This is a genomic window from Streptomyces luteireticuli (assembly GCF_041519305.1).
Classification (GTDB): domain Bacteria; phylum Actinomycetota; class Actinomycetes; order Streptomycetales; family Streptomycetaceae; genus Streptomyces; species Streptomyces luteireticuli.
The window spans coordinates 4928161-4942711 of the sequence record NZ_CP167927.1 but is presented as its reverse complement, the minus strand read 5'-3'; the positions used below and the strand labels follow the sequence as shown (position 1 = coordinate 4942711).

Below are 14551 nucleotides of genomic sequence, written 5' to 3'. Positions count from 1 at the left end.
CCTGCCCGCATGACCGCTGCGTTTTTCCGGGGCAGACGCCGCCGCGCCGCTGCCGCCGCCGGGGCCGTGACCTTCGGGCTCGTCGCCCTCTCCGCCTGCGACAAGCCGACTCCGCTGGCGACGCTGACCGTCGGCTCGACGACGGTCCAGTCCGAGGCCGCCTGCTACAACGACGGCGACGCCATCGGCCAGGACGAGCTGGCCGACTGCCTCAAGAAGAGCGGCAAGACCGTCAAGGTGACCGCCGACGACAAGCTGCACATCGGCGTCGACCCGAAGATCGCCGACAACGGCTGGACCGTGTTCGTCGACGGCCAGCCGGCGCTGGGCCAGAACACCAAGACGTACAAGACGATCCAGGCCGGCTACCTCCTGCAGAACGCCAAGGGCGACGAGGTCAAGGTCAGCATCGTCGAGATCGGTGACCGCAAGGCCCTCGGCATCTGGAACTTCACGCTCAAGAACAACTCCTGACGATGCGGGTCCTCGTCGTCACCGCCGTCGCCGCCGAGCGCGATGCGGTGACGGCCGCGTTCCCGCAGACCCCGCAGGAGGCCGCGCTGCCCGGTGGCGCGGTGCTGCACCGCACGGCCGGGTTCGACGTACTGGCCGCCGGTGTGGGCCCGGCCGCGGCCGCGGCCGGCACGGCGACGGCCCTGACGGCCGCCGCCCTCGCGGGCGAGCCCTACGGCCTGGCCGTCTCGGCGGGCATCGGCGGGGGCTTCGTCCCCGGGGCGCCCCTGGGCGCCCTGGTGGTCGCCGAGCGGATCGTCGCCGCCGACCTGGGCGCCGAGTCGCCCGAAGGTTTTCTGACCATCACGGAGCTGGGCTTCGGCCGCGACGCGCACCGGCCCGACACGGACCTGGTGCGGGCGGTCGCCGCGGCGGCCGGCGCGCTGCCCGGGGACGTGCTGACCGTCTCCACGGTGACCGGCTCCGCCGCGCGCGCCGCGGAGCTGACGGCGCGCCACCCCCGCGCCCTGGCGGAGGCGATGGAGGGCTTCGGCGTCGCCGAGGCCGCCGCCGCGCACGGCACGCGGGTGCTGGAGCTGCGCGCCGTCTCGAACGCCGTGGGACCGCGCGACCGGGCCGCCTGGCGGATCGGGGACGCGCTGGCCGCGCTCACCGCCGCCTTCCGCGCGCTGCCCGCGGCCCTCGTGCCCGCAGGCTCTCTGGAAGGAACGCAGTGAACGACACCGTCCGCAACGACACCGTCCGCATCGCCTACTCCCCCTGCCCCAACGACACCTTCACCTTCGACGCCTGGGCCCACGGCCGGGTCCCCGGCGCCCCCGCCCTGGACGTGACGTTCGCGGACATCGACGTCACCAACGGCATGGCCGAGCGCGGCGAGTTCGACGTGCTCAAGGTGTCGTACGCGGTGCTGCCGTGGGTGCTGGACGAGTACGCGCTGCTGCCCTGCGGCGGCGCCCTGGGCCGCGGCTGCGGTCCGCTGGTGCTGACGAGGGAGGAACTGGGCGGTCCGGAGGCCCTCGCCGGGAAGACGGTCGCGGTGCCCAGCGAGCGCTCGACGGCCTATCTGCTGTTCCGGCTGTGGGCGGCGGCGGAGGTGCCGGGCGGCGTCGGCGAGGTCGTCGTCCTGCCGTTCCACGAGATCATGCCGGCCGTGCGGGACGGCAAGGTGGACGCGGGCCTGGTCATCCACGAGGCCCGGTTCACTTATCAGAACTACGGGCTGGCCTGCCTCGCCGACATGGGCGACCACTGGGAGAACACCACCGGCCTGCCGATACCGCTGGGCGCGATCATCGCCAAGCGGTCCCTGGGCGAGGAGACGCTCCGGCGGCTCGCGGACGCCGCCCGCACCTCGGTGCGCATGGCCTGGGACGACCCCGAGGCGTCCCGGCCGTACGTCCTGGAGCACGCGCAGGAGATGGACCCGGCGGTCACCGACCAGCACATCGGGCTCTATGTGAACGAGTTCACCGCCGGGCTGGGCGAGGACGGCTACGCGGCGGTGCGCGGGCTGCTCACCCGGGCCGCGGCCGAGGGGCTCGTACCGCCCCTCGGCCCGGATGCGCTCCGCTTCCCCTGAGGGATCACGCAGGGATCACACGTCGAGCTGGTCGGCCACCGCCCGCAGCATGTTGGCGATCTTGGCGCCATGGGCCTTCTCGGGGTAACGGCCGCGCTCCAGCTGCTGGGTGACGTTCTCCAGCAGCGTCGTCAGGTCCTGGACGATCGAGGCGAGTTCGTCGGGCTTGCGGCGCTGGGCGGCGGCGACCGACGGGGTCGGATCCAGGACGGTCACGCTGAGCGCCTGGTCGCCGCGCTGGCCGGCCACGACGCCGAACTCCACGCGCTGGCCGGGCTTGAGGGCGTCCACCCCGTCCGGGAGCACCGAGGAATGCACGAAGACGTCGCCGCCGTCGTCGCGGGAGAGAAAGCCGAAGCCCTTCTCACTGTTGAACCACTTGACCTTGCCGGTAGGCACGTCTGTCCTCGTCCTCGTACTCGTCGGAAATCGGAAAACTGTCGAAAAGTCTGCAAGCAAGTAAAAACAGCTCTGGATAGCACTACAGCGGGTCGCAAGACCCGCTACCCCCAAGGCTAATGGTCCCGGGCCCGGTGACAAGACGTCCTCGGGTCGTACCTCTGCGCGTCCGGCAGGGACCCGACATGCTCATGCCCCGCGTCCGAAGCGGTGCGCCTGTGCGCCGTTCCTGGTCACAGCCCTGTGTACGGACCCGGGGGCGAACCCGGCTCCTGGGCCACTACCCTGCTCGGGTGAGCAACGAAACGTCCCGGCCCGGGGATCTGCTGGTGCGCGCAGGCGCAATCGTCTTCCTGGTGGGCGCCGTGGCCACGATGGCCACGGTCGCCCCGCTGTTCCTCGGCGCCGACCCGCTGCCGACGGCCGCCTACTTCGTCTCCATGCTGATGGGCGTGGGCTTCGTCGTCGCCGCGGCGGGAGTGCTGCGGGCCGTGGCGGCGCAGCGCCGCGCGGGCCGGGAAGCGGCCCGCTGACGCGGCAGCCGGCCTACGCGGCCTTCCCCGCCCGGTGCTCCGCCAGCCAGGCCGGGAAGGCGGCCAGTCCGTCCAGGACCACGTCCGCCCCGGCCGCCCGCAGTTCCTCCGCCGGGCAGGGGCCGGTCGGCACGGCCACGGAGAGCGCGCCCGCCGTCCGCGCCCCGCGCACGTCCCCCGTGTGGTCGCCGACGTAGATCCCGGCCCCCTCGGCGCGCAGCGCCACCGCCTTCTGCTCGGCCCACAGGTCGCCGATCAGCGCGTCCGGCTCCAGGCCGAGGTGCTCCAGATGCAGCCGGGCGTTGCCGCCGTGCTTGGCGGTGACGACGACCGACCGGCCGCCCAGCTCCCGCACCGCGGCCAGCGCCTCGCGGGCGCCGGGCATCGGGACGGTGGGCGCGATGGCGAGCACCGGATACAGCTCGCGGTAACGGGTGGCCATCCGCGCCACGTCCTCCTCCGCGAACCACTCCCGCAACTCGTGGACGAGCGGCGGGCCGAGGCGGCTGACGGCGAGGTCGGCGTCGATGGCCACACCGGTCTCGGCGGCGAGCGCCTCGTAGGCCGCCCTGATTCCCGGCCGGGAGTCGATCAAGGTCATGTCGAGGTCGAATCCGACGGTGAACGGCGGCGGGGCGGGCTCGGTGCGGAGGGGTGTGGTCATGGGGTCCATTCTCGGGGCCGGGTGTGCCCGCCCTCCGGGGGGATCGGGGGTGGGATGCCCCAGCCCCGCCCTTTCGCCGTTTCCCGCAGGGGCTGCGCCCCTGCGCCACCCCGGGGGCTCCGCCCCCTGGACCCCTGAAGCGCCCTGCGGGCGCTGTCCTCAAGCGCCGGACGGGCTGGGTGTGTGCCCCGGTCCCGCCCTTTCACCGTTTCTTCCGGGGAGACCCCGGACCCCGTCCGCCCTTCGGGCGGAGTCCTCAAGCGCCGGACGGGCTGGTTTCCGCGCCCGGGCGCGAAATTCAGCCCGTCCGGCGCTTGAGGACGAGCGGCGAAGCCGCGACAAACGGGGGCCAGGGGCGGAGCCCCGGAAGCAGGGGCGCAGGGGGCGCAGCCCCCGCCCACCGCGGCGAAGCCGCGGTACCGGGCCCGGGGCTCCGCCCCGGAAGAAACGGTGAAAGGGCGGGCCAGGGGCAAACCCCACCCCCAACCCCACCCCCACGTTGTCCGCAACCCCTGGCCCCCTCCCCCACCCCCACCCGTAGACTTAGCCTCGCCTAACTCCGGCCTTTCGGTCAGAGTGGCCGAGTTCCGTCCAGCCCACCGGCTGGATCAGATCCGTCGAGAGAGCGCCGGTCAGCGAAGTGGAAGCCCTGTCAGCCACCGACCCGGTCGGTGCCCGTCCGCGCACGGCCCGGCGCCTCGGCTGGACCGCGGCCGCCGTCGTCGCCCTGCTGGCCGCCGTGCTGTTGAGCCTCGCGGTCGGCAACCGCGCCATCGCCCCGGACCGCGTCCTGGACGCCCTGCTGCACGGCGGTGACGACACCACCGCCGGCGTCGTCCGCTCGCTGCGGCTGCCCCGCACCCTGGTCGGTCTGATGACCGGTGCCGCCCTCGCCATGGCGGGGGTCGTCCTGCAGGGCGTCACCCGCAACCCCATCGCCGACCCCGGCATCCTCGGCATCAGCCAGGGCGCGTCGCTGGGCGTGGTCCTGGCCATCGCCGCGGCGGGGGTGCACACGCTCACCGGGCAGGTGTGGTTCGCCTTCGCGGGCGCCGCCCTCGCCTCGGTCGCGGTCCATGCGATCGCCACCCGCGGGCGCGGCGGCGCCTCGCCCATCAAGCTCGCGCTCTCCGGCGCCGCGATCAACGCGCTGCTGGTCTCGGTGATCTCCGGCATCCTCACCACCCGGGCGTCGGCCCTGGACGAGTTCCGGTTCTGGCAGATCGGCTCGCTCGCCGGGCGGGACGCGGACATCGCCGCCCAGATGTGGCCGTTCCTGCTCGTCGGCACGCTCCTCGTCCTCGGCTCGGCCCGCGGGCTGGACGCGCTGGCGCTCGGCGAGGACGCGGCCCGCGGCCTGGGCCGCAACGTCGCGGCCGTCCGGATCGCGGCCGGCGCCGGCGCCACCGTGCTGACCGGCGCCGGCGTGGCCGCCGCCGGGCCCATCGCCTTCGTCGGCCTGGCCGTGCCGCACATCGCCCGCGCCCTGGTCGGCGGCGACCACCGCCGGCTGCTGCCGATGGCGGCGCTGCTCGGCCCGGTCGTCCTGCTGCTCTCCGATGTCGCGGGAAGGGTGATCTACGCCGACAGCGAGGTCCCGGCCGGTGTCACCACGGCCCTCATCGGCCTCCCGTTCCTCGTCACCCTCGCCCGCCGCCGGACGGTGGCCGCATGAGCGCCCCCACCCTGCCCACGGGCTACGCCCTGCTCCGTACCGCCCGCGGCTCCTTCCTCCTGCACCGCCGGGCCGCCGTCACCGCCCTGTGCCTGACCCTGGCCCTGGCCGCCGTCTGCCTGGCCTACCTGTGTGTGGGCGAGGAGTTCGTCGCGCCCGGGGAGGTGATGAACGTCCTGCTGGGCCGGCCGTCGGCGCAGGAGCTGACCGTCGGCACGTTCCGGCTGCCGCGCATGACGGTCGGGATCCTGGTCGGCGCCGCCTTCGGCATCGCGGGCGGCCTGATCCAGACCGTGGCCCGCAACCCGCTCGCCAGCCCCGACATCATCGGTGTCTCGCAGGGCGCGGGCGCGCTGACCGTCGGCGCGATGACCCTCGGCGTCACCTCGTTCACCGCGCTGCCGTACGTCTCGATGGCGGGCGGTCTGCTCGCCGCCGCCCTGGTCTACGTCTTCGCCTGGCGCGGCGGGCTGCACGCGGGCCGCTTCGTCCTCATCGGCATCGGCTTCGCCGTCGCCCTGCGCGCGATCATCCAGCTCTTCCTCACCAGTGGCGACTACCTGGTCGCCCAGCAGGCCAAGGTGTGGCTGACCGGCTCCCTCAACGACGCCGGCTGGGACCGGGCCGCGCCCGTCGCCTGGGCGCTGGCGCTGCTCGCCGTCCCGCTGTGCTGGGCCGCGCGCGCCCAGCGCACGGTCGCCCTGGACGACGACACCGCGACCGCCCTGGGCATCCGGCTGAACCGGGTGCGCGGCGGACTCGTCCTGCTCGGCGTCGTCCTCGCCTCCGTCGCCACGGGCGCGGCCGGCCCGGTGGACTTCGTCGCCCTGCTCGCCCCGCAGATCGCCCGCCGCACCGCGCGCACCGCGCAGACCCCGCTGGTCTGCTCGGCACTGACCGGCGCGCTGATCGTCGTCCTCGCGGACCTGCTGGCCCGCAGGCTCTTCGCGCCCACCGAGCTTCCGGTGGGCGTCCTCACGGCGGCCGTCGGCGCGCCGTACCTGATCCGGCTGATCATCAAGGGGCGCGGCGCCCACGGCCGTACGGGAGGCGGCACCGCATGACCGACAACAGCAGGCTGCGGGCACGGGACCTGACGCTCGCCTACGAGAACCGCACCGTGGTCGAGGGCCTCGACCTCGACATCCCCGACGGCGAGGTGACGGTCGTCGTCGGCCCCAACGCGTGCGGCAAGTCCACCCTGCTGCGCGCCCTGGGCCGGCTGCTGCGCCCCGCGGGCGGCTCCGTCCTCCTCGACGGCGAGGAGCTGGGCCGGATACCCACCCGGCAGCTGGCCACCCGGCTGGGCCTGCTGCCGCAGACCCCCGTCGCCCCCGAGGCGATCACCGTCGCCGACCTGGTCGCCCGCGGCCGCCAGCCCCACCAGCGCTGGTGGCAGCAGTGGTCCGAGGCGGACGAGCGGGCGGTCGCGGACGCGATGGCCCGTACGGACGTCGCGGCGCTGGCCGACCGCCCGGTCGACGAGCTCTCCGGCGGCCAGCGGCAGCGCGTCTGGATCGCCATGGCCCTGGCCCAGGACACGGACCTGCTGCTCCTCGACGAGCCCACCACCTATCTGGACATCGCCCACCAGGTCGAGGTCCTCGACCTGGTCCACCGCCTCAACGCCGAACGCGGGCGCACGGTGGTGGCCGTCCTCCACGACCTCAACCAGGCGGCCCGGTACGCCCATCACCTCGTCGCGATGAAGGCGGGCCGCGTGGTGGCCCGGGGACGCCCGGAGGACGTGGTGACGGCGGAGCTGGTGCGCGAGGTGTTCGGCCTGGAGGCGGTCGTGGTCCCGGACCCGGTGACGGGCGGGCCGATGGTCGTGCCCGGTGCGCCGGCCGGGGCGGGTGCGGCGCGGCGGAGCCCGCTGCCGTCACCGGGGCGCGGCGCCTGACACGCCGGCCGCACCTGGCCCGAACTCCCGTTCCCACCGGGCCTCGTGGGACGGACGCGACCTTGTGACGCCTCTCGGGGCCGTGCTACCCCTTCGATGAGAGCAGATCCAGGCCACGCCCCGCGGACGGAGTCTCATGAAGGCACCAACCCCCGGCACGACAGACTCACTTCCCCCGTCACTCCCCCCGCTGCCCTCCGGCCCCACCGGGCTGGGGACGAGCTCCCTGCGCCTCGGACGGGTCCCGCAGCCACCGGTCCCGCAGTCACCGGACCCGGCCCCCGCCCCGGAACCGGCACCGTCGCCGCCGTCCTCCTCGCAGCGCATCGAGGGCCTCTACTGCCCCCCGGCCGTACGGGACGACCGCGCGCTGGCCGACGAGGTCAACGCCCGGCTCGTCGAGTGGGCCGAGAAGGAGGTGAACCTCTACCCGGACACCGATCTGCGGGACGCCCTCCTCGGCTTCGACTGCGGGCGGTCGGTGGTCCTGTGCCACCCGGACGCACCGAGCGTCGAGCATCTGATGGCGGCCGCCCGCTTCCTGGCCGCCGAGAACGCCGTGGACGACTACTTCTGCGAGGCCGAGTACGGCGGTAGCGCCAACCGGCGCGGCGCGGCGCTCGCCGTCGCCCAGTCCGCGATCGATCCCTCCCACAACACGCCCCGCTACGAGGCCGATTGGCGCGCCGGGATCGAGTCCCACCCGGCCCTGCGCTCGATGCGTTCGGCCATGGAGTACTTCAACGCCCTGGCCACCCCGGCGCAGTCGCACCGCTTCCGGCACGACATCGCCAACCTCTACCTCGGCTACGGCGCGGAGGGCGACTGCATCACCCAGCTCCGCACACCGGCGGTGTGGGAGTACCTCGTACAGCGGCAGTTCAACAACTTCCGCCCCTGCCTGACCATCACCGACGCCGTCGGCGGCTACGAGCTCCCCGCCCCGCTCTTCGCGGAGCCCGCCGTCCAGCGCGCCGTCGCCCTGTCCTCGAACGCCTCGACCATCTGCAACGACCTCTACTCGCTCCGCAAGGAGCAGGCGAGCGAGCGCTTCCACTACAGTCTGCCGACGGCGATCGCCGCCGAGGAGGAGTGCTCCATCGAGGACGCCTTCCAGCTGGCGATCGAGGTCCACAACGATCTCGTGCACCGCTTCGAGCAGCAGGCCGCCGAACTCTCCGTCTCGGGCGGCCCGCTCATGGCCCGCTTCATGGCCGGGCTGTCCAACTGGCTGGCCGGGAACCACGAATGGCACGCCGGGAACGTCGGGACGCGCTACGCGACGTCGCCCTAGCGGCCGTCCGCCCGGCCGAGCCGCGGCGGCCCGGCCTCCACGCGCCGCAGCACATCGGCGAACCGGTCCAGCCCGTCGCGGTCGATGGGCCGCCGCTCGTCCCACCAGGTGGCGCCCGCGTCGGCCAGCGGTCCCAGCATGTCGCGCGCGGCACCCGCCGCGGTGGGGCTGGCGCCGCCGACGACGACGTCGAAGGGGCGGTCCGGTGCCGTCCGGTGCCTGCGGATGTGTGCGACGACGTCACGGACCTCGCCCGGGTCCGGGGCGTACCCGTGGTTCGCCGAGGCGAACAGCGGAACCGCCCCGTCCCAGCGGGCGGCGCGCCGCATCGGCCGGCGGTTGGGCCAGTAGCCGGCGATCCAGACGGGCGGGCGGGGGCGCTGCACCGGCGTCGGCAGCAGCGCCACGTCGTCGGCCCGGTAGTGCGGCCCGGTGTGGACGACCGCCTCGCCGGACCAGTACCGGTCGATCAACGCCAGCCCCTCGTCGAGCCGTTCGGCGAGCAGCACCGGGTCCACCGGCTCGCCGAAACTCTCGTACTCCTCGTCCGGCGCCCCCAGCCCCGCCCCGAACACCACCCGCCCGCCGCTCAGCCGGTCCAGCGTGGCGACCTGCCGGGCGAGCTGCTCCGGCCTCCGCCGGGGTACGGGGGTGACGAGCGCGCCCAGCCGGATCCGCGAGGTCGCCAGCGCGGCGGCGGCCAGCAGGATCCAGGGGTCGCCGAAGGGGCGCGGGCGCTTGTCGTGAACGACGTGGTCCCAGACGAAGAGGCCGTCCCAGCCGGCCTCTTCGGCGGTCCGGGCGAGCGAGGCGACCGTCCGGGCGTCGGCGAAGTCCCCGAAGTTGGGGATGTTGACGGAGAAGCGCATGGCGTCATGGTGGGCGTCGGCGGCACGCACCGGCAATGCCATTTCCGGTTCGCTCAGGGCCGGTTGCGGAGCATAGGGTTGACGTCGGAAAACGGCACACTCATTTTGGCGGATCAGAGCGAAGTGAACACATCCGGCTTCACGGTCGAAGAAGCCTTCATCGTGAACTCGTACGAAAGCGACATCCTCCCGGGCGCCCTTGCCGACCTCTCGGCCGAGGACCAGGCACGCCCCCTCCCCGAGCTGGCCGGCGTCCTGCTCTCGCTCGTCGACCGGGGCTGGATCGACGTCCACTGGTACATCGACCGGTACCTGGGCCCGAAGGTGCCGCGGGACCTGCTGCCGGCCCTCCTGGCGGACCCCGGCACCTGGGAGTACCCCGAGGACCACGACTGGAACGGTGCGTTGACGCTCGTCCTGACCGAGGCCGGAACGGAGACCGCGCACCTCACGGCGGAGGAGCTGGTCCAGCGTCCCTGACGCGGGCGGCGGCGCGGAATCTCACGTCCGGACGCTCAACAGGTCGACGACGTCCCGCAGATCGCCCCGGCGCGCGTACGCCTCCCGCTGCCGCTCCGCACCGCCGCCGCCCGTGCGGAGCCGGCCCCACGCACTCCGGACGAACGGCGCCTCGCCCGTCTCCTCCAGGGCCGGCATCGCGCGGGCGATGAGGCGTTCGGCCAGTTCGGGGGCGGGGTGGAGGCGGCCCGTGAGGGGGTCGAGGCCAGAGCCGCGCAGGCCGTCCCGGGCCGCCCGCCAGTGCGCGGCGCGCAGCAGGGGATCGGCGACGTCGGGGGCCGGGGCGTCCCGGCGCACCTCGGGCAGGAGGACGCCGACCAGCGCGCGGGTCAGGGACGCGAGGAGCAGGACGACGTCCAGGTCGGCGTTGACGTCGGGGACCCTGACCTCCAGGGTCGGCCAGTGTTCCGAGGGGCGGGCGTACCAGTAGACGTGTTTGCGGTCCTGCAGCATGCCGGACGCGATGAGGGTGTCCACGAGCGCGTCGTACGCCGCCGCGTCCCGGAACGGCGGCGTCGGGCCGACGTGCGGCCAGCGGCCGAAGTGGAGCGCCCGCCAGCTCGCGAAGCCGCTGTCCCGGCCGTCCTGGAAGGGGGAGTTGGCGGCGATCGCCTGGAGTACGGGCAGCCAGGGGCGCAAGTGGTTGCAGAGCCGGACGGCTTCCTCGCGGCCGGACACGGCGACGTGCACGTGGCACGCGCAGGCTCCGGTGTTCCGGTCGTCGTGGACGAACGGCCCGTACAGCTCGGCCAGTTGGCGGTAGCGCGGCTCCTCGACGATCTCGCGCTGCCCGCGGAAGGGGATGACCGGCGTGCCCGAGGCGACCAGCCGGCAGCCGCCCTCCTCCGCTGCCGCACCGAGCCCCTCGCGCAACCTCCGCAGTTCCTGGCGCATTTCGTCGAGCGTGCCGACGGGGTGCGTGCGCGTCTCGACCGTCGTGGTGAAGAGCTCGGGGCCTATGCGGTCACCGAGGAGGTCCCGGGCGCGCTTGAGGACGTCCGGCGCCCGCGCGACCGTGGCCCGCGTCTCGTGGTCGGCGAGGAAGAACTCCTCCTCGACGCCGAAGGTCGGCACGGTACCGCTCGCGCCCCGCCCCTTGTCCGATTCCGTCAACGACACGAGAACGACGCCCCCTTCCGGCCGGGAAAACGATTCGGCGACGACGGTGCGTACCGGATCGTAAGCGGAGGGGTCGACATTCCGTAGCCCGAAAACCGGACCGCCGGACGTCGGTCACGGCACCCGGACGTACTGCGCCTTACTGCTCGCCGTCCCCCTGGTCCCGCGCATCGGCGCGGTGATCTGTACGACCGAGGACCCCCGGAACGTGCCCGACCGGCGCGCCTTCGCGCCGCCCCTCGGGGTGTCGTACGTCGCCGTCCCGCCGTTGGTGGTGGTGATCACCTTGAACTCGTCGGAGGTCGCGACGGTGCCACCGCCTCCGCCGGAGCGGACGAGCCGCCCGATGACGTGCACCCGCACGCGGTTGATGTTCCCCCGGCACGTCACGCGCGTCGTGTAGACGACGCTCCCCGCGCTCCGCGACCAGCGCGGGGCCTCCGCCCTGGCCGTGCAGACGGCCCACCGGGTGCCTCGCGCGACGGCGAACTCCCGTGCCGTGGCGCCCCGGTCGACCCCGGCCTCCGCCGCCTGCCCGAGCGGGGCCGACACGGCGAGGATCACGACGGCGGCTGTCGCGGTGACGGCGGTGCGAAGCATGTGGGTACCCCCGGTGAGTCCATGTGTTCGGACGGGGAGCCTAGTGGGCGCTCGGGGATGGCTCTACGGGGCCCTCACGGTCGGCCGGGTCCGGGGCGCCCGCGGGCGACCCCATGGCCTGAACACCCGTCGCCCGGGGCGTCATTCCGTCAAGGTATTCCGCCGACTGACGGGCGGCACAAACTCTCTGGCCGAGAGGGCAGTTCACCTTTGGTTCGGCACGGTTGGGCGAGCACCTCACCAGTGCCACCGACAGGAACAAGGCTCCTCGGAGGTAGAACCCGAGTGAGACGTCCCCGCCGAGTGCCAGACGCTCGGCGGCGGAGGCGGCGAGGGTAACCATCCTCGACGTATCCCGGTCGTGGTCCGAAGCGAAGCGGGACGCATGCTCGGTGAGCTGCTGCCCCAGCCATTCCGCAGCTTCCTTCGGCTCCTCCCACGTGCCCCTGATGAGCCGGGCCGGCTTCAGCAGCCACAGGGCCGTTTCGATCGGCGGGACGTCGGTGCTCTTCCACTCCGCAACAGCTTCCCGGTACCGCTGCTGTACTTCGTCAGGGCTCGTGGCTGTCGGGGCCGACGAGGGCGGCGGGCGACGAATGCTCTCCTTGTCGAACGTGGTCTTCTCGCCGGTCCATAGGTACCCATGAACGTGCAACTGGTCGTCCTGTCCGGAGCAGAGGAAGGCGGCCCCCACCCCTCCGGAGGGTGAAGGCCGCCGGTTGACGAGTGACCGTGAAGGCCGTGGGTCAGGCCGTGAGGTTGAAGCGGGCCGGGTCGATACCGGCCGCGTCCAACTCCGCCGTGGTGAACCTCAGCGGCTCCGCACCGGGCCGCTTGCTGTCGCCCATGGCCCAGGCATCGGCACCGATGCGGGCGAGCGTCACGCACGCTTCGCCGTCGGGGTGGGTGTTGCCGCCGCACGCCTTGGAGAACCTGGCGCCGTCGATGTCGAGCCCGTACAGGTCGGTCATGATGTGCCTTCCGGGTTGGAGGAAGGACACCGGAGCAGCCTTCGTCGCCATAGGTGCTCTACGCCTCTTGCGTCCGTCGTACCGACTCGGCGCAGACCAGGGCGTTCGCGATCTTCTTGGCGGTGGGCAGCGGGACGCTCCCCAGGAAGACGGACGGCTCGCCACTGAGCGAGGCACGTCCCATCAGCTGAGGCCAGGAGTCCGGATCACCCACGTTGATGCCCATCGTCCTGAGCACCTGCCCGAGCATGAAGGCGACGTCGTCGGCCTTCTTCTTCCCTTCCATGAAGGCGTCTGCCTGCTGTGCGGCTGCTTCGGTGTCCGTGGTCATGGGCACATCGTGGCCTCGTGGTGAGGGTGGTTCTAGCGTGTTTCCTGTTGAGGCAAGAACTCGTTCCGGATGCTCTCCGCGAGGGCTCTCATGTCATCGCCGTACAGGGCGACAGCGGAGAACCGTTCAAAGGTGTCGGCGTAAAGCTGTACGTCCCTCGGGTCTCGTGTGGTGACCTCGGAGTGGAACGTCTCCACGATCACCAGCCGGTCGTCGTGGAGGCTGAAGCACGTCATGGGGAAGTCCGGCATTCGCGGGCCGACAGGGACAACTCCCAAGGAGACGTTGGGCAGTCGGGACACGGACACCAGGCGGTCGAGCTGTAGCGCCATGATCACGGGCTCACTGATCAGCCACCTGAGCACGTGCTCGCAGACCAGGAAGTGGAAGGACCGGTCACGGTCGTACAGGGTCGCCTGCCGCTCGATTCGGGCGGACACAGTCCTGGCCTGGGACTCTGCGGGAAGTTCCGGGGGCAGGCTGATCACCGCTGACGCGTACTCCGGAGTCTGGAGCAGCCCGGGGATCAGCTGTCCCTGAAACAGCCTGAGAGTCTGCGTACTTGCCTCGATGGCCTGGATGGTCCGCTGATGCTTCCATGGGCCCATGCGCCGCAGGACGCGCCACGCGGTCTCTTCTGTGGCTGCTGCCCGAGCAGCGGCAAGGAACTGCTCCTTGGCGTCTCCGGAGACGCCAAGGGCGGTCAGGATCAGGTCGACGTCCTGAACGGTCGGCCGGACCTTCCCGTTCTCGATCTTCGAGAGCTTGCCCGCGGACATGGAAGCCCTACGGGCCACCGCGTCACCCGTCCGTCCGGATGCGTCCCGCAGCGCCCGCAGGGCTGTTCCCAGGGAGTCAGTGGTCAGTGGTGCCGTTCCCAGTAGGAAGCGAACGGCACAGCAGCGGTTATGGCCTGGTCGCGGTAGCCCTCGTACTCCGGGAGCCTGTCCGCGGGCAGCAGCTCGGCGCCGACGAACGCACCGGCCTCTGTGTAGTGCATCCGGTACACGTCCCGGTCGTCGAAGAGCCAGAAGTCGTGATCAGGCAGGCCCGTGACGGTCTGCTCCGACAGATCGACGATGCCGATCTCTTCTCCGGCCTTGATGTTGCCCGGGTATGCAGCCAGCTCGTAGCGCAGGTAGTCGGTCAGCGGGGACCGGAGCACGTGGACGCGGGACACGTGCTTGCCCTTGTCGGTCATCGACCGCACCCAAGGGTTGTCCGCCCACTCAGGCCCCATGTCCTCACCCGCGATGAACCGCGCGATCTCCTCGCGCTCCTCCTCGATGTCGTACTCCTCCAGCGTCTCCAGCCGGAACGCCGTCCGCTCGAAGGTCTCGAAGAGGCGGCCGAATTCCTCACTGGCGAGCACGGAAGTACTCCTCAAGCACCGCGGCCGGGACGATGACTGCCATCTCCCCCTCGGGCAGGTCGAGTTGCGCCAAACGCTCCGGGTCGGTCTCGACGTACCCCTGGACGACGTAGCTCTCCCTGGTCTCCGTTCCCCACAACGTCGGACACGTTCCGTTCTTGCAGTCAGGGTCTCCGGACAGCTTCCGCAGCGGTGCGCCCATGGCTCCCCCTCGGTATCGGTGACGTCGCGTCGATGCTCCCGACC

General features: G+C 72.5%; 19 protein-coding genes. 9 read left to right on the top strand and 10 right to left on the bottom strand.

Annotation, left to right across the window (positions count from 1 at the left end):
* Window positions 1-9: 9 nt before the first annotated feature.
* The 3 genes from AB8735_RS22195 to AB8735_RS22185 are packed head-to-tail and all read left to right on the top strand — an operon-like array spanning window position 10 to window position 2056.
* Window positions 10-474: a DUF2771 domain-containing protein gene (locus AB8735_RS22195; protein ID WP_344025868.1), complete on the top strand. Its 465-nt coding sequence runs from the start codon at window positions 10-12 to the stop codon at window positions 472-474.
* 2 nt (window positions 475-476) lie between these two features.
* A complete protein-coding gene (locus AB8735_RS22190) occupies window positions 477-1190 on the top strand; it encodes a futalosine hydrolase (RefSeq protein ID WP_372408900.1) in 714 nt (237 codons plus the stop codon).
* Window positions 1187-2056, top strand: coding sequence for a 1,4-dihydroxy-6-naphthoate synthase (locus AB8735_RS22185; RefSeq protein WP_344025872.1), 870 nt, complete (start codon window positions 1187-1189; stop codon window positions 2054-2056). The genes AB8735_RS22190 and AB8735_RS22185 overlap by 4 nt, the downstream gene beginning before the upstream one ends.
* A 15-nt stretch (window positions 2057-2071) precedes the next feature.
* Here the strand turns inward: AB8735_RS22185 and AB8735_RS22180 are convergent, their stop codons facing one another.
* On the bottom strand, window positions 2072-2455 hold the full coding sequence (locus AB8735_RS22180) for a cold-shock protein (protein WP_344025874.1): 384 nt from the start codon (window positions 2453-2455) through the stop codon (window positions 2072-2074).
* Window positions 2456-2748: 293 nt separating this feature from the next.
* Here AB8735_RS22180 and AB8735_RS22175 point away from each other — a divergent pair, with 293 nt between their 5' ends.
* The gene (locus AB8735_RS22175) at window positions 2749-2988 is read left to right on the top strand and encodes a hypothetical protein (protein WP_344025876.1); all 240 of its coding nucleotides are present in this window, start codon (window positions 2749-2751) and stop codon (window positions 2986-2988) included.
* A gap of 13 nt (window positions 2989-3001) precedes the next feature.
* On the opposite strand, the gene AB8735_RS22170 is transcribed toward AB8735_RS22175, so the two are convergent.
* Complete coding sequence (locus AB8735_RS22170) at window positions 3002-3652, bottom strand: HAD family hydrolase (RefSeq protein WP_344025878.1); 651 nt, start codon at window positions 3650-3652, stop codon at window positions 3002-3004.
* A 640-nt stretch (window positions 3653-4292) separates the two neighbouring features.
* On the opposite strand from AB8735_RS22170, the gene AB8735_RS22165 reads away from it, so the two are divergent.
* The 4 genes from AB8735_RS22165 to AB8735_RS22150 all read left to right on the top strand — a co-directional run bounded on the left by AB8735_RS22165 (window position 4293) and on the right by AB8735_RS22150 (window position 8524).
* The gene (locus AB8735_RS22165) at window positions 4293-5327 is read left to right on the top strand and encodes a FecCD family ABC transporter permease (RefSeq protein WP_372408899.1); all 1035 of its coding nucleotides are present in this window, start codon (window positions 4293-4295) and stop codon (window positions 5325-5327) included.
* A complete protein-coding gene (locus tag AB8735_RS22160; RefSeq protein ID WP_372408898.1) occupies window positions 5324-6391 on the top strand; it encodes a FecCD family ABC transporter permease in 1068 nt (355 codons plus the stop codon). The genes AB8735_RS22165 and AB8735_RS22160 overlap by 4 nt, the downstream gene beginning before the upstream one ends.
* Window positions 6388-7230, top strand: coding sequence for an ABC transporter ATP-binding protein (locus AB8735_RS22155; RefSeq protein WP_372408897.1), 843 nt, complete (start codon window positions 6388-6390; stop codon window positions 7228-7230). Before AB8735_RS22160 ends, AB8735_RS22155 begins: the two co-directional genes overlap by 4 nt.
* Before the next feature lie 136 nt (window positions 7231-7366).
* The gene (locus tag AB8735_RS22150; RefSeq protein WP_372408896.1) at window positions 7367-8524 is read left to right on the top strand and encodes a family 2 encapsulin nanocompartment cargo protein terpene cyclase; all 1158 of its coding nucleotides are present in this window, start codon (window positions 7367-7369) and stop codon (window positions 8522-8524) included.
* Here AB8735_RS22150 and AB8735_RS22145 read toward each other — a convergent pair.
* Complete coding sequence (locus AB8735_RS22145) at window positions 8521-9393, bottom strand: LLM class flavin-dependent oxidoreductase (protein WP_344025888.1); 873 nt, start codon at window positions 9391-9393, stop codon at window positions 8521-8523. The two genes, AB8735_RS22150 and AB8735_RS22145, sit on opposite strands and share 4 nt — an antisense overlap.
* Before the next feature lie 162 nt (window positions 9394-9555).
* Here AB8735_RS22145 and AB8735_RS22140 point away from each other — a divergent pair, with 162 nt between their 5' ends.
* The gene (locus AB8735_RS22140; RefSeq protein WP_372408895.1) at window positions 9556-9873 is read left to right on the top strand and encodes a hypothetical protein; all 318 of its coding nucleotides are present in this window, start codon (window positions 9556-9558) and stop codon (window positions 9871-9873) included.
* A 21-nt stretch (window positions 9874-9894) separates the two neighbouring features.
* Here AB8735_RS22140 and AB8735_RS22135 read toward each other — a convergent pair whose 3' ends face one another.
* The 7 genes from AB8735_RS22135 to AB8735_RS22105 form a co-directional block, all read right to left on the bottom strand.
* Window positions 9895-11031, bottom strand: coding sequence for a glutamate--cysteine ligase (locus AB8735_RS22135; RefSeq protein ID WP_372408894.1), 1137 nt, complete (start codon window positions 11029-11031; stop codon window positions 9895-9897).
* 114 nt (window positions 11032-11145) lie between these two features.
* Window positions 11146-11631 (bottom strand): hypothetical protein, encoded by a 486-nt coding sequence (locus tag AB8735_RS22130; RefSeq protein WP_372408893.1) that lies wholly within the window; start codon window positions 11629-11631, stop codon window positions 11146-11148.
* Window positions 11632-12377: 746 nt separating this feature from the next.
* The gene (locus tag AB8735_RS22125; protein ID WP_372408892.1) at window positions 12378-12602 is read right to left on the bottom strand and encodes a DUF397 domain-containing protein; all 225 of its coding nucleotides are present in this window, start codon (window positions 12600-12602) and stop codon (window positions 12378-12380) included.
* 58 nt (window positions 12603-12660) lie between these two features.
* Entirely contained in the window at window positions 12661-12933 is a 273-nt protein-coding gene (locus tag AB8735_RS22120; protein ID WP_372408891.1) for a hypothetical protein, read from the bottom strand.
* Between the two features lie 32 nt (window positions 12934-12965).
* Window positions 12966-13772: a helix-turn-helix domain-containing protein gene (locus tag AB8735_RS22115; protein ID WP_372411890.1), complete on the bottom strand. Its 807-nt coding sequence runs from the start codon at window positions 13770-13772 to the stop codon at window positions 12966-12968.
* Between the two features lie 23 nt (window positions 13773-13795).
* Window positions 13796-14305, bottom strand: coding sequence for a DUF6879 family protein (locus AB8735_RS22110; RefSeq protein WP_372408890.1), 510 nt, complete (start codon window positions 14303-14305; stop codon window positions 13796-13798).
* A complete protein-coding gene (locus AB8735_RS22105) occupies window positions 14292-14507 on the bottom strand; it encodes a hypothetical protein (RefSeq protein WP_372408889.1) in 216 nt (71 codons plus the stop codon). The genes AB8735_RS22110 and AB8735_RS22105 overlap by 14 nt, the downstream gene beginning before the upstream one ends.
* Window positions 14508-14551 lie beyond the last annotated feature (44 nt).

Excerpts from the sequence above, each read along its gene's own strand:
- AB8735_RS22195 (WP_344025868.1), top strand. The coding sequence starts at position 10 with ATGACCGCTGCGTTTTTCCGGGGCAGACGCCGCCGCGCCGCTGCCGCC.
- AB8735_RS22190 (WP_372408900.1), top strand. The coding sequence starts at position 477 with ATGCGGGTCCTCGTCGTCACCGCCGTCGCCGCCGAGCGCGATGCGGTG.
- AB8735_RS22170 (WP_344025878.1), bottom strand. The coding sequence starts at position 3,652 with ATGACCACACCCCTCCGCACCGAGCCCGCCCCGCCGCCGTTCACCGTC.
- AB8735_RS22160 (WP_372408898.1), top strand. The coding sequence starts at position 5,324 with ATGAGCGCCCCCACCCTGCCCACGGGCTACGCCCTGCTCCGTACCGCC.
- AB8735_RS22155 (WP_372408897.1), top strand. The coding sequence starts at position 6,388 with ATGACCGACAACAGCAGGCTGCGGGCACGGGACCTGACGCTCGCCTAC.
- AB8735_RS22150 (WP_372408896.1), top strand. The coding sequence starts at position 7,367 with ATGAAGGCACCAACCCCCGGCACGACAGACTCACTTCCCCCGTCACTC.
- AB8735_RS22145 (WP_344025888.1), bottom strand. The coding sequence starts at position 9,393 with ATGCGCTTCTCCGTCAACATCCCCAACTTCGGGGACTTCGCCGACGCC.
- AB8735_RS22130 (WP_372408893.1), bottom strand. The coding sequence starts at position 11,631 with ATGCTTCGCACCGCCGTCACCGCGACAGCCGCCGTCGTGATCCTCGCC.
- AB8735_RS22125 (WP_372408892.1), bottom strand. The coding sequence starts at position 12,602 with ATGACCGACCTGTACGGGCTCGACATCGACGGCGCCAGGTTCTCCAAG.
- AB8735_RS22120 (WP_372408891.1), bottom strand. The coding sequence starts at position 12,933 with ATGACCACGGACACCGAAGCAGCCGCACAGCAGGCAGACGCCTTCATG.
- AB8735_RS22105 (WP_372408889.1), bottom strand. The coding sequence starts at position 14,507 with ATGGGCGCACCGCTGCGGAAGCTGTCCGGAGACCCTGACTGCAAGAAC.